Origin of the sequence: Streptomyces sp. NPDC056452, from assembly GCF_042796085.1 — a bacterium.
Taxonomy (GTDB): domain Bacteria; phylum Actinomycetota; class Actinomycetes; order Streptomycetales; family Streptomycetaceae; genus Streptomyces.
Genome location: NZ_JBHTRI010000011.1, coordinates 121,853 through 134,863, shown reverse-complemented (window position 1 = coordinate 134,863; position 13,011 = coordinate 121,853). Strand labels below are relative to the sequence as shown.

General features: G+C 69.9%; 9 protein-coding genes and 1 pseudogene. 3 read left to right on the top strand and 7 right to left on the bottom strand.

Features of this window, described 5'->3' with window-relative positions; translation table 11 throughout:
- Positions 1 to 215: 215 nt before the first annotated feature.
- Positions 216 to 653 (top strand): annotated as a pseudogene (locus ACFQ6X_RS13695) (GNAT family N-acetyltransferase); the annotation flags it as partial.
- Here the strand turns inward: ACFQ6X_RS13695 and galK are convergent.
- The 3 genes from galK to galT are packed head-to-tail and all read right to left on the bottom strand — an operon-like array spanning position 643 to position 3,844.
- Positions 643 to 1,827 carry a galactokinase gene (galK, locus tag ACFQ6X_RS13690; protein WP_383180672.1) on the bottom strand — a complete coding sequence of 395 codons (1,185 nt, stop codon included), beginning with the start codon at positions 1,825 to 1,827 and terminating at the stop codon, positions 643 to 645. The pseudogene ACFQ6X_RS13695 and the gene galK sit on opposite strands and share 11 nt — an antisense overlap.
- On the bottom strand, positions 1,824 to 2,804 hold the full coding sequence (galE, locus tag ACFQ6X_RS13685) for a UDP-glucose 4-epimerase GalE (RefSeq protein ID WP_383180669.1): 981 nt from the start codon (positions 2,802 to 2,804) through the stop codon (positions 1,824 to 1,826). Before galE ends, galK begins: the two co-directional genes overlap by 4 nt.
- A complete protein-coding gene (gene galT, locus ACFQ6X_RS13680) occupies positions 2,801 to 3,844 on the bottom strand; it encodes a galactose-1-phosphate uridylyltransferase (protein WP_351168856.1) in 1,044 nt (347 codons plus the stop codon). The genes galE and galT overlap by 4 nt, the downstream gene beginning before the upstream one ends.
- Positions 3,845 to 4,080: 236 nt before the next feature.
- Here galT and ACFQ6X_RS13675 point away from each other — a divergent pair, with 236 nt between their 5' ends.
- Both ACFQ6X_RS13675 and ACFQ6X_RS13670 read left to right on the top strand, forming a co-directional pair.
- Entirely contained in the window at positions 4,081 to 5,751 is a 1,671-nt protein-coding gene (locus ACFQ6X_RS13675) for a sodium:solute symporter family protein (RefSeq protein WP_383180666.1), read from the top strand.
- Between the two features lie 15 nt (positions 5,752 to 5,766).
- A complete protein-coding gene (locus ACFQ6X_RS13670) occupies positions 5,767 to 6,054 on the top strand; it encodes a hypothetical protein (protein ID WP_383180663.1) in 288 nt (95 codons plus the stop codon).
- Between the two features lie 36 nt (positions 6,055 to 6,090).
- Here ACFQ6X_RS13670 and ACFQ6X_RS13665 read toward each other — a convergent pair whose 3' ends face one another.
- From ACFQ6X_RS13665 to ACFQ6X_RS13650, 4 genes are all read right to left on the bottom strand, one after another.
- Positions 6,091 to 6,786, bottom strand: coding sequence for a LuxR C-terminal-related transcriptional regulator (locus tag ACFQ6X_RS13665; RefSeq protein WP_329210186.1), 696 nt, complete (start codon positions 6,784 to 6,786; stop codon positions 6,091 to 6,093).
- Positions 6,787 to 7,006: 220 nt separating this feature from the next.
- The gene (locus ACFQ6X_RS13660) at positions 7,007 to 8,917 is read right to left on the bottom strand and encodes a PQQ-binding-like beta-propeller repeat protein (protein WP_383180659.1); all 1,911 of its coding nucleotides are present in this window, start codon (positions 8,915 to 8,917) and stop codon (positions 7,007 to 7,009) included.
- A gap of 85 nt (positions 8,918 to 9,002) precedes the next feature.
- Entirely contained in the window at positions 9,003 to 10,874 is a 1,872-nt protein-coding gene (locus ACFQ6X_RS13655; RefSeq protein ID WP_383180656.1) for a PQQ-binding-like beta-propeller repeat protein, read from the bottom strand.
- A gap of 356 nt (positions 10,875 to 11,230) precedes the next feature.
- Positions 11,231 to 12,955 (bottom strand): PQQ-binding-like beta-propeller repeat protein, encoded by a 1,725-nt coding sequence (locus tag ACFQ6X_RS13650; protein WP_383180654.1) that lies wholly within the window; start codon positions 12,953 to 12,955, stop codon positions 11,231 to 11,233.
- Positions 12,956 to 13,011 lie beyond the last annotated feature (56 nt).

The following is a 13,011-nucleotide window of genomic DNA, read 5'->3' as shown; positions in this document are numbered from 1 at the left end:
CACGGCGGATACGACACCCGGAACACTGAGGTCAGCAGCCGTCCCACGGCCGCCGCCGTGTCCGACCGCCGCCCGCCCCGGGCGTCGTATCCGACTGTCTCGTCCCCTGAATCAGCACCGGCCCCCACCGGTGCTGTGCATCAGCGTACGGCGGGCCGTCGACGGCGGAAGGCAATTCACAGAACTGACTGTCCAAGGTGTTTAGGGTGTGCTTCATGTTCCGTCTTGAGACAGAAGTAGACAAGGAACGTCGTATTCTGCTGGGCCGGCGGCTGCACGACGACAACTGGGACGGATCACCCCACCTGCGGGCCCTGGCCGGCACCTCCGCCGAGCACGAACTCCCGTTGGAGGTATGGCTCCTGGACGGACAAGGAGCCCTCGCCGGCGGGCTGACCGGGCGGACCTGGGCCTACTGGCTCCATGTGGATCTGCTCTGGGTGGACGCCGGCCACCGGGGCCGGGGCCTCGGGGCGCGGCTGCTCACCGAGGCGGAACGCCTCGCCCACGAGGGCCGGGCCTGTACCCGCTCCCGGCTGGAGACCTGGGACTTCCAGGCCCCCGCCTTCTACCGGAAGCAGGGGTACGAGGTGGTCGGCGAGGTCGAGAACTACCCGCCGGGAGTGACCGAGTTCATCCTGGTCAAGCGGTTGGACCTACCCGCCGGGCGCCCGCCGAGGGAACGGCGGGGAAGACGCCTGGGGTGGCGTAGCCGGCCGAAGTGAAGGCCTCCAGGACGGACTTGGTGACCGTGTCCGCCGCGGCCTCCTCCACCAGCACGATCGCCGAACCGCCGAAACCGCCCCCGGTCATCCTGGCCCCGAGCGCCCCGGCCGCGTTCGCCGTCGAGACCACCAGGTCCAGCTCCGGGCACGAGACCCGCAGATCGTCGCGGAGCGAGATGTGCCCCTCGTTGAGCACCGGGCCCGCCGCGCGCACCTCCCCCGCGTCGAGCAGCGCGATGACCTGCTCCACCCGGTGGTTGTCGCTCACCACGTGGCGGACGTAGCGCACGACCGACTCGTCCTCGCCCGCCGCCTCCAGCGTCGCCAGCGCGGTGCCGAGGCCCTCGTACGGGAGGTCGCGCAGCGTGCCGATGCCGAGGGCACGCGCCCCCGCCTCGCAGCCGGCCCGCCGCTCCGCGTACGCCCCGTCGCCCAGGGCGTGCTTGACGCGGGTGTCGACGACCAGGAGCTGCAGCCCGTGCGCGGCCAGGTCGAAGGGGACCTGGCGCTGGGTGAGGTCGCGGGTGTCGAGGTGGAGGGCGTGTCCCTCGGTGCAGCAGGCCGAGGCCATCTGGTCCATGACCCCGCACGGCACGCCGACGAAGGCGTTCTCGGCGCGCTGGCCGAGCACCGCGAGCTGCGAGGCGCCGAGGCCCAGTTCGAAGAGGTCGTTCAGCGCGAGCGCGGTGACCACTTCGAGGGCGGCTGACGAGGAGAGTCCGGCGCCGACGGGCACGGTGGAGGTGAGCTGGATGTCCGCACCGGTGACGGCGTGGCCGGCCTCGCGCAGGGCCCAGACGACGCCGGCCGGGTAGGCCGCCCAGCCGTGGCCCGAGTGCGGGGTCAGTCCGTCGACCCGCAGCGACACGACGCCGCCGGGTACATCGGTGGAGTGCAGGCGCAGTTCGCCGTCGGTGCGGCGGGCGACGGCGGCGCGTGCGGTGTGCGGAAGGGCGAGCGGCATGACGAAGCCGTCGTTGAAGTCGGTGTACTCACCGATCAGGTTCACTCGTCCGGGTGCGGCCCAGATTCCCTCCGGGGCTCTCCCGTACAGCTCGGTGAAGGAGGCGGCCAGAGCGCTGTCGTCCAGGGACTCGGTCATGGGGTGGTGGGCTCCTCTCGGCGGGCGAACGTCCAGGCGTCGGCGACGATTCCGGCCAGGTCGGCGCGGGACGGCTGCCAGCCGAGCCGCTCCCTGGCGGTGGTGGCGGAGGCGACCAGGACGGCAGGGTCGCCGCCGCGCCGGGGGGCCGGGGTCTCGGGCACGGGGTGGCCGGTGACCTTCCGGACGGTCTCGATGACTTCGCGTACGGAGAAGCCGTTGCCGTTGCCGAGGTTGCAGATCAGGTGCTCGCCCGCGGTGGCCGCGTCCAGCGCGAGCAGGTGGGCGTCGGCGAGGTCGGCGACGTGGATGTAGTCGCGTACGCAGGTGCCGTCCGGGGTCGGGTAGTCGTCCCCGTACACGGAGATCGACTCGCGCCGGCCGAGCGCGACCTGGAGGACCAGCGGGATCAGGTGCGACTCGGGGCTGTGGCGCTCGCCGATGCCGCCGTAGGCCCCGGCGACGTTGAAGTAGCGCAGGGAGACGGCGGCCAGGCCGTGTGCGGCCGCCTCGCCGGTGATCATGTGGTCGACCGCGAGCTTGGAGGCGCCGTACGGGCTGGTGGGCGCGGTCGGGTCGGACTCCGTGATGGGGCTGGAGACGGGCTCGCCGTAGGTCGCCGCGGTGGAGGAGAAGACCAGGGTCCGCACCCCGGCGTCGCGCATCGCGGCGAGCAGGGCGGTGGTTCCGCCGACGTTGTTCACCCAGTACTTCTCGGGGTTGACGACGGACTCGCCGACCTGGGAGTACGCGGCGAAGTGCAGCACCCCGTCGTAGGAGGAGTCCAGCCATTCGGCGGCGTCCTGGATGCGGCCCTCGATGAACAGGGCGCCCTCGGGCACCCCCTCGCGGAAGCCGGTCGACAGGTCGTCGAGGACGGTCACGGTGTGACCTGCCTCCAGCAGATGCGCGGCGACGACGCTGCCGACGTATCCCGCGCCGCCCGTCACCAGGTACTTCTTACCGGGGTTGCTCACTCGCTCGCTACCTCTCGCAGTCGCTGGGCCGCGGCCTCCGGCGGCACATCGTTGATGAACACACTCATGCCGGACTCGGAGCCCGCGAGGAACTTCAGCTTGCCGGACGTGCGCCGGATGGTGAAAAGCTCCAGGTGCAGCCCGAACTCCTCCCGACCGGGGATCCCGAACGGTGCCTGGTGCCAGGCGGAGATGTACGGGGTCGGCGGCTCGCCGGGGCCGAAGATCCGGTCGAACCGCCTCAAGAGTTCCAGATAGATCTGTGGGAACTCTGTGCGGGCGGCGTCGTCGAGCTCCCGCAGGTCGGGGACGCGGCGGCGCGGGTGCAGGTGGACCTCGTAGGGCCAGTGCGCCGCGTACGGCACGAAGGCGACCCAGTGCTCACCCTCCAGGACGACACGGGTGCCGTCGGCCAGCTCGCGGGCGACGACGTCGTCGAAGAGGTTGCGGCCGGTCTCCGCGCGGTGGGTCTCCGTCGAGCGCATCATCAGCTCGGTGCGCGGGGTGACGAAGGGGTAGCCGTAGATCTGCCCGTGCGGGTGGCCGAGCGTCACGCCGATCTCGGCGCCGCGGTTCTCGAAGCAGAAGACCTGGGTGACCTGCGGGTGTTCGGCCAGCTCGGCGGTGCGGTCGGTCCATGCCTCCAGGACCAGGGCGGCCTGCTCCTCGGTGAGTCCGGCGAAGGACACGTCGTGGTCGGAGGTGAAGCAGACGACCTCGCAGCGGCCGGAGTCACCGGCGAGCGAGGGGAAGCGGTTCTCGAAGACGGCGACGTCGTAGTGGTCGTCGGGGATCTCGCTCAGCCGGCCGTCCCGCGAGGGGCAGAGCGGGCACTCGTCGGCCGGCGGGTGGTACGTGCGCCCCTGCCGGTGCGAGGCGATGGCCACCGAGTCGCCGAGCAGGGCGTCGCGACGGATCTCCGAGGATGTCGAGACGGCGTCCAGCGGCCGCAGGTCCACGGCGTCGCGGACGGTGTCGTCCGCGGAGTCGTAGTAGATCAGCTCACGGCCGTCGGCGAGGGTCGTAACCGTCTTCTTCACCAGGCTCCTCAAGGTAACCGCCCTCCAACAGAATCGCACATAACAAATCACAAGCCAACAGACGAGTCAATGCCGCCAGGTTGTGTGAGGGGGCTATGCGTCGACGCCGTCAGATCAGGACATTCCACCCTGTCCGATCACGATCAAACAAAGAACGCCACTCAAACTGTTCAGTTTCTGAACACAAAGGCGTAGGTTCCGACGGGTTCAGTTCGGCAACGAAGCGAGTACCCCCCATGCAATATCTGGCCGAAGGGCTCCGGCTCCCCACGAACGGGCTCGATTACACAATCCTGGCGATCTACTTCGTCGTGGTGCTCGGCATCGGCTTCGCCGCCCGGGCCAGTGTGAGGACGAGCCTCGACTTCTTCCTCTCCGGACGGTCACTGCCCGCCTGGGTGACCGGTCTGGCCTTCGTCGCGGCGAATCTCGGGGCCACCGAGATCCTCGGCATGGCGGCGACCGGCGCGCAGTACGGCGTCGCGGTCGTCCACTGGTACTGGATCGGCGCCATCCCGGCCATGGTCTTCCTCGGCCTGGTGATGATGCCCTTCTACTACCGGTCGAAGGTCCGCTCCGTACCCGAGTACCTGCTCCAGCGCTTCGACAAGTCGGCGCACCTGCTGAGCTCCATACTCTTCGCCTTCGCGGCAATCCTGATCGCGGGCGTGAACCTCTACGCCCTGTCGATCGTCGTGGAGGCACTGCTCGGCTGGCCGCAGTGGGTCGCGATCGTCGTCGCGGGGCTCTTCGTCCTCATCTACATCACCATCGGCGGTCTCTCCTCGGCGATCTACAACGAGGTGCTGCAGTTCTTCGTCATCCTCGCCGCGCTGATCCCGCTCACCGTGCTCGGCCTCAAGCGCGTCGGCGGCTGGGACGGACTGACCGGGTCACTGGAGAAGAGCCACGGCGAGGACTTCCTCTCCGCCTGGGGCGGCACTGGCATCGGTGACGCCAACCCGCTCGGCGCCAACTGGCTGACGATCATCCTCGGCCTCGGCTTCGTGCTCTCCTTCGGCTACTGGACCACCAACTTCGCCGAGGTGCAGCGCGCCCTGTCGGCCAAGAACCTCTCGGCTGCCCGGCGCACCCCGCTCATCGCCGCGTACCCGAAGATCTTCATCGTCTTCGCCGTGATGATCCCTGGGCTGGTCGCCGCCGCCGTCTTCCCGGAGATCGGCACGCCCGGTTCGGACCTCACGTACAACGACGCCATCCCGCTGCTGATGCAGGAACTCCTGCCCAACGGTGTGCTCGGCATCGCGGTGACCGGTCTGCTGGCCGCGTTCATGGCCGGCATGGCCGCCAACGTGTCCTCGTTCAACACGGTGTTCACGACGGACATCTGGGCGCGGTACGTGGTCAAGGACAAGCCCGACGCGTACTACCTGCGCTTCGGCCGGGTGATCACCGCCGTGGGTGTGCTGGCCTCCATCGGCACGGCGTTCATCGCCGCCAGCTTCTCCAACATCATGACGTACCTGCAGACGCTGTTCTCGTTCTTCAACGTCCCGATGTTCGTGGTCTTCATCATCGGAATGTTCTGGAAGCGCGCCTCGATGAAGTCCGGTGTCTGGGGCCTCGTCGCGGGCACGACGGCCGCGATGGTCAACTACTTCGTCATCTACAAGCAGGGCATCATCGACATCCCGACCGACCAGGGCGCCAACTTCGTCTCCGCGATCGTCGGATTCGTCGCCGGTGCGGTCGTCATGGTCGCCGTCACGCTCTTCACCGCGCCCAGGCCGGAGGCCGAACTGGCCGGTCTGGTGTACGGAACCGAGTCCCCCGACGCGGACGAGGTCCCGGAGGAGGGCGACAGCGCCTGGTACCGCAGCCCCGCGCTCCTGGGCTGGGGCGCCATCGTCCTCGCCGCCCTGTGCTACCTGCCCTACTCGCTCTGATCGGAGGCACTCACCATGTCCGACCTGCACAAGGAAGTCTCCGAGCTGGAGCGCAAGTCCGCGACCGCGGCCCGGCTCTTCGACATCCGGCGGATCATCGGCGGTCTCTTCGTGGTCTACGGAGTGATCGTCACCATCGCCGGTATCAACCCGTCCGACGCCGACCTGAAGAAGGCCGAGGGCGTCCACATCAACCTCTGGACCGGCCTGGCCATGCTGGCCCTCGGGATCTTCTTCCTGGCCTGGATGAAGCTGCGTCCGGCCCAGGTGCCGGAGGAGGCCCCCGGCACACCGGAGAGCTGACCGCGACACCCTCGCGGGGGCCGGACCGTCACGCGTTCACGCGAGGCCGTCCGGCCCCTGCGTCATTCCCACCGCCGCCCGGTCCAGCAGTCCGGTACGGGCCGCGAGCGCCGCCGCCTCCAGCCGGGAGCCGACGCCCAGCTTCATCAGGACCCGCTGCACATGCGTACGCGCGGTGCTCGGCGCGATCCCCATCCCGGCCGCGATCAGCCTGGTGTCCTCGCCCTCGGCGACCCGTACCAGCACCTCGACCTCGCGCGGGGTGAGCATCTGCAGCAGCCGCTGCCCCTCGTCGTCCGGCTGGACCGCCGGGTGGAGCAACTCGGCGAACGCACCCCGCAGGAGCTGCGGTACGACCGCGGCCTCCCCCGCACGGGCCTTGATCATCGCGCGTTCGACGCCTTCTATGCGTTCGTCGTGGCGGACGTAGCCGGCCGCCCCGGCGGCGAAGGCCGCCGCGATCCCGCGCGGGCTCGGCACCGGGCCGAGCACCACGACAGCCACCTGCGGGCGCTCCCGTCCGATCCGCACGATCGGGTCGAAGGTGCCCGGTTCGGCAGGTGTCGCCGTTCCGAACAGACAGACCTCCGGTGCCCTGCTGACCACCAGTTCCGCGGCCCCGGACGTCGGCGCCGCTGCCGCGAGCACCCGGTGCCCGCGCAGTTTCAGCGCCGAGGCCAGCGCCTCGGCGAGCAGACGGTGATCATCGATCACCATGAGCCGCACGCCCATCGAGCAACCCCCATGTACCGCTGTGTAGCCCTCGAACAGGCCCCCCGGCCCTCTGACCCGGCAAGCTACACGCTTGTTCGACATGGCGCGCCCCTTACAGGGCAGAAGCCCCCCAGAATGCCGAATTCTGCGTCATTCAGGGCTACTTGCCGGACAGAAAACGATCGGCCCTGCCGGCTGAATGATCAACCGGCAGGGCCGCTGCTCACCCGCGGACGGGTCAGCCGGTGGTGAAGCTGACGACGAGGTACTGCTTGTCGTCCAGCGTGCTCTCGCGGGGCTCACTGATCATCTTCTCGGAGATGAACAGCCGGCCCTTGTCGTAGATGTACTCGGCGTAGTACCCGCTGAACCCGGTCTCCGCGTCGCGCACCGCCTCGTCGCTCGGGTTCTCCATCAGCACGGTCTGCTTGAAGGTGGAACCGTCGATGGAGACGATCTGGCCGCCCTTGTCGTACGGGGGCTCCTTGTACGCGATGACGTTGGTGCCGTCCATGCGCAGCGGGGTCAGCGTGTAGCGGTCGCCGGCGTCCGCCCTGCCACCGACGAGCTTGCCGGTGGCCAGGTCGAAGGCGACGATCTCGTTCGTGTCGCCGTACTCGCCGCCGCCCTCGTGCTCCTCGGTCGGCACGTAGAGCTTGTTGCCGCCGACGGCCAGGGACTGGCACGTCTCGACCTCGGTGGAACCGCAGCGGCCGGCGTACTTGTCCGCGTCGGCCGAGATCCGGACGATGAGCTTGCCGGTGGCCGCGTTGATGGAGAAGAAGTCCGAGATCCCGCTGCCGTCACCGGCGGTGTCGCCGACATCGGCCGCGACGACGAGCGGCTTGGTGGAGACGATGCTCGCGTACTCCACACCGGCCGGCATGTTGTACGAGGACAGCGGGGCACCGGTGGCCGGGTTCAGCGCCTGGATGGTGAGCTGCGGGGCGTCGTAGGTACCGCACTTGCGGACCACGGCGAGGGCCTCGCCGCCGCCGTACCCCTTGTCGTAGCAGCCGTTGGTGTCGGTCTTCGGCTTCCACAGCTCCGCGCCGGTGGCGAGGTTGAACGCCGCGCCGCCGCTGGTGCCGCCCGCGGCGACCGTGGTTCCGCTGAGCGTGACCTCGGTGAACCTGATGGGCTCGTCACCGCTGGAGCTGGAGGTGACCGACTTGCTCCACATCAGCTTGCCGGTGTTCAGGTCGAGGGCGCCGACCTGGTTGCACGACGGGTACTTGTCCGCCTTGGTCGGCTTGCCCTCCTCGAAGACGATGGCCGTCTTGTAGTCCTTGCTCATGTGCCGGGAGGCGGCGCAGAGCTGACCGGGCAGCGGGATGGACCAGAGCTTGGTGCCCTTGGCCGGGTCGTAGCCGGCGATCTCGTACACACCGGTCTTCACGAACGCCTTGTCGGTGAGCCAGGAGCCCGTGACCGTGGTGGTGTCCGTGACCTTCGGCTGGGGGAGCTGGAAGCCGACCTTGGACTTGATGTCGGCCGGCGCCTTCTCGCTGCCGCCGCCGAGTCCGCTGCCCTCTCCGCCCTTGCCCTCGCCGCCGGTGGTGCCGGCCGAGGACGCCTCGTCCTTCTTGCCGCCGTCGTCACCGCTGCTGGAGGCGTAGATGACTCCGCCGCCGACGATCAGCACCACGGCGACGACCGCCGCGACGATGATCTGCATCTGGGTGCTGAACTTCTTGCCGCCGTTGCCGCCCGGCTGCGGTGCCAGGTACTGCGGCTGCATCGGTGCGGTCGGGTAGCCGTACCCCTGCTGCGGGGGCATGCCGGGCTGTCCGGGCGGCCCCTGCGGGAAGCCGTACCCGGGCTGGGCCGGGGGCTGTCCCGGCGGCGGGGCCTGCGGGTAGCCGTACGCGGGGTTCTGCGGCGGCTGGCCGGGCGGCGTCTGGGGGGTGCCGTAGCCACCGGGGGGCGGCTGCGGAGCACCGTAGCCACCGGCGGGCGGGGGCGGCGGGCTTCCGTATCCGCCGGCGGGCGGGGTCGGCGGTGCGGCCGGCGGTGCGGCCGGGGGCTGCTTGGTGAAGCCGTCGGAGGGGGGCGGCGTCGGCGCGCCGAACCCGCCGGGAGGCGGGTCCTGCGGGGCGCCGAATCCGCCCTGGGGCGGCTCGTTGGGCGGCTGGGGCGGCTGCGTCATGGCGTACGTACCTTCGAGGAGTCTGTGGAGAAGGGGCTGCGGGTGCGGCGGGAGAGCCGGGTCCCTCGGGTGCCGTCGTGGTCCGTCACTTGCCGAAGGCCATCATCGTCTTCTGGGCCTTCTCCTCCTCGTCGTTGGAGGCGCTGACGCGTCCGCTGACGATGAAGGAACGGCCGCCCGCGTAGGCGATCTTCGACGTGAAGAAGGAGCTCTCGATCCGGGTCGTGGAGTCCGGGTGCTGCAGTACCACCTTGGGCGCGCCGCCGGCGGGTGCGAGCGTCGCGATCGCCCCGCCCTTGTCGTACGTGGCCTCCAGGTAGAGCAGCACGTTGCCGCCCTCCATGCGCAGCGGCTTCATGACGCGCTCGGCGGGAGCCGCCGCCTTCCACTTGGGCTTGCCGGTGTTCAGGTTGAACGCGACGACCTTGTTGGTGCGGCTCGTGCCGCTGGTGTCGTCCTCGGTCGCCATGTAGAAGGTGTTGGCGTCGGCGGCGACACCGGTGCAGCCCTCGAGCTGCTCACCGAAGATCGCGAAGTCGTGGCCGCAGTCGACGGAGAACTTGTCCTCCTTGTCGCCGACCAGCTGGGAACGGAGCGTGCCGTTCTCCTTGATGGCGAGGATGGACCACTTCTTCTCCTTCCGCTGGGTCAGCGAGACGACGAGCGGGCTCACCGAGTAGACCTTGTCGACCTCCCAGCCGCGCTGGGGCTTGTAGGTCCACTTGGGCTTCCCGGTGGCCGGGTCGACCTCCTGGACCTGGTGCTGCGGGTTGTCCAGGTCGTCGGTGCGGCAGCTGGACGCCGCGATCAGCTTGGGGCCGCCGGCGAACGCGAACGGCTGGCAGTTGCCCGCCTGCTTGCCGAACAGCTCCTTGCCGTCGCTGACCCGGTAGCCGTTGGAGTTGCTGGTGCGGCCGACGGTCACGGTGTCACCGCTGATCGCCAGGCCGATGTCGGACATCAGGTCCCAGGTGCTGTTCTTCGTGATCGCCTTCTTCCAGCCGGGCTTGCCGGTGTTGAGGTCGATCATCTGCAGGACCGAGCAGTCCGCCTTGTCCGTGGTGCCGTTCTTCACGCCGATGACGATCTTGCCGTCGGTGGTGGCCGTACCGGGCGCCGCACACATGTCCGCGGGCAGCGGAAGGGTCCACTTCTGCTTGCCGTCGGCGGCCGAGTAGCCGGAGACCGTGCGGTACATGCCCTTGACGACCGTGTCGCCGACGATCCACGGGCCGTACACGTCAGCGCCGTTGCGCGGGAGGTCGACGTCGTTCGTCGTCAGCCAGAGGACCTTCGCCTCGCCGGGCTTGCGCCCGGCGTTCAGGTCGTCGTCGACCTCGCGGCCGTCGCCGTTGCCGTCACCCTCGTCGACGGTGGGCGAGTCGGTCGGCCCGGCGGGCCCCGTGCTCTTCCCGGCGATGGGCTTCTTCTCGTCGTCGCTGCCGCTCGTGGCGAACCAGACGCCCCCGCCGACGACCAGCAGTGCGGCCACGGCCGCGCCGATGATCATCGCGGGCTTGCCCTTGAAGGGGTTGCCCCCGGAGCCGCCGGGAGCGGGCGCGCCGGGGTACTGCTGCTGCGGGTAGCCGTAACCGCCGGGCTGCGTCGGCTGGCCGTACGGGCCCGCCTGCTGGCCGTACGGGCCGGGCTGCTGGCCGTAGGGGCCGGGCTGCTGGGCATACGGACCGGGCTGCTGGGCGTACGGGCCCGGGGCCTGGCCCGGCGCCTGCGGGTAGCCGTAGCCGGGGGCGTCGGCCGGTGCCTGCGGGTAGCCGTAGCCCGGTCCGCCCGGGGGCGGCGTCTGCGGAGGGGCCGGCGGCATCTGGGGCGGGGCGGCGGGCGGCGGCGTCTGGGGCGGGGACGGCTGGTTCTGGGGCGGCTGAGGAGTTCCCTGCGGCGGCTCCTGCGGAGCCCCGAAGCCTCCCTGCGGCGGTTGCTGGCTGGGCGGCTGGGTCATCAGCACGTCCCCCTTCGTGCGGTGCGGTCCGGTGCCCGGTTCGTTCTCCCCCGCGATTCCGATGGGCTGAATTCCCCTCGGAAAGGAGCGAATCGGGCATGGCTTCCGCGGCGTTACGACAGTCGAGCGGGGCTTCTTTGTACCACCCGCCCGACGTCGAACAGAGGATCGGTCCACCCCCTGTTCCCAAGGGAGAACCGGCCCGTGATGCCGTCGTTACGCGCATGCCCGGGCCGTTCGGGACAGCCGTCACAGACGTTGCGTCAACTTGCCCCGTAGCGGGCGTCTTTCACGGACCCTGCACTTTTTGCGCGGTGCCCCTGCGTGACGTTCCCGCGCGGAGGCACACAGAACCCTCACCTGCCGAAGACCATGAGGGCCGTCTGCGCCTTCTCCTCCTCGTCGTCGTCCGAGCTGATCCGGCCCGGCAGGACGAAGGAACGGCCTCCCGCGTAGGCCGCCTTCGGCGCGAAGATCAGGGATTCCGTCGCGGCTCCCGACGCCGGGTGCTTCAGCAGGGTCCTCGGTTCTCCCCCGGTCGGCGCGATCAGGGCGAGCCCGCCGCCCTTGCTGTACGTGGCCCTGACGTGGATCAGCACGTCGGTGCCCTCCATGCGCAGCGGCCACATGACCTGGTTGTCCGGTGCGGGCGCCTGCCACGCGGTCCGGCCGGTGGCGAGGTCGAAGGCGACGACCTTGTTGGTCATCGCCTTCTCGGTGCTCTCGGACTCGGTCGACAGGTAGAGCCGCTCCTTGTCGGCCGCGACCCCGACGCAGTCGTCGAGGTTGCTGCCCTCCTCCACGGACTCCTCGGTGCACCTCGCGGTGTAGTTCTCGGTGCCGGCGACCAGTTGGGAACGGTAGGTGCCGTCCTCGTTCAGGATGACGACCGCCCACTGCTCGTCCTTCTTGACCGAGATGACGAGCGGACTCGACGAGTACACGTGCGCGACCTTCCAGCCCGCCTTGGCCTCGTACGTCCATTTCGCCGCTCCGGTGACCGGGTCGACCTCCTGGACCTGCTGGCGTACGGGGTCGACGGGCTCGGCCTGACAGCTGACGGCGGCGATCATCCGGGGCCCGCTCGTGAAGGCGAACGGCTGGCAGAGGCCCTCCCGTTTGCCGAACAGCTTCTTGCCGTCGCTGATGCGGAACGCGTCGGTGTTGCCGGTCCGTCCGAAGGTCACCGTGTCCCCGTTGACCGACATCGCGACGTGCGACAGCCCGTCCTGGATGTCGGTGCGGTCGACGGTCTTCTTCCAGCCCGCCTTACCGGTGCGCAGGTCGATCATCTGCAGGACCGAGCACTCCGCCTCCTGCTCCGACACGTTGTTCTCGATGCCGACGACGATCTTGCCGTCGGCGGTGGGCAGCGTCGGTGCCGCGCAGAGATCGGTGGGCAGCTTCAGGGTCCACTTCTCGGACCCGTCGGCCACCGAATAGCCGGAGACCGAGCGGAAGATGCCTTTGACGACCGTGTCGCCCGCGAACCAGGGGCCGTACTGCTCGTCCCCGTACTGCGGCAGGTCGATTCCGCTCTCCCGGATCCACAGCACCTTCGCCTCGCCGGGCTTGCGCTTGGCGTTGATGCCGGCCGCGGTCGGAGCGTTGCTCTTTCCGTCCTCCTTGCCCGTCGTGGGCGAGCCGCTGGGCTTCCCGGTGCCGCCGCCCGAGACGGGCTGCTTACCGCTCCCGCCGTCGCCGCTCGTGGCGAACCAGACGCCTCCGCCGACGAGCAGCACCACGGCGAGCACGGCCCCGATGACCGGTGCGGACCTGCCCTTGAACGGCCCGCGCCCGGACCCGGATCCGCCGGAGCCCGGCCCGGGAGGCTGCGGGTACGGTCCGGGCTGCTGGACGTAGGGCCCCGGCTGCTGGACGTAGGGCCCCGGCTGCTGGGCATACGGGCCGGGCTGCTGCCCGTACGGTCCGGGCTGCTGGGCATAGGGCCCCGGCTGCGCACCCGGTGCGGGCGGGTAGCCGTACCCCGGCGCGGACGCCGTTGGCTGCGGACCCGGCGGGGGATCGTACGGTGCCCCGAAGCCTCCCTGCGGCGGTTGCTGGCCGGGCGGCTGGGTCATTCGGCACGTCCCCCTTCGAGCGGTACGGCTACCGCAAGGTCACAACGATTCGCACG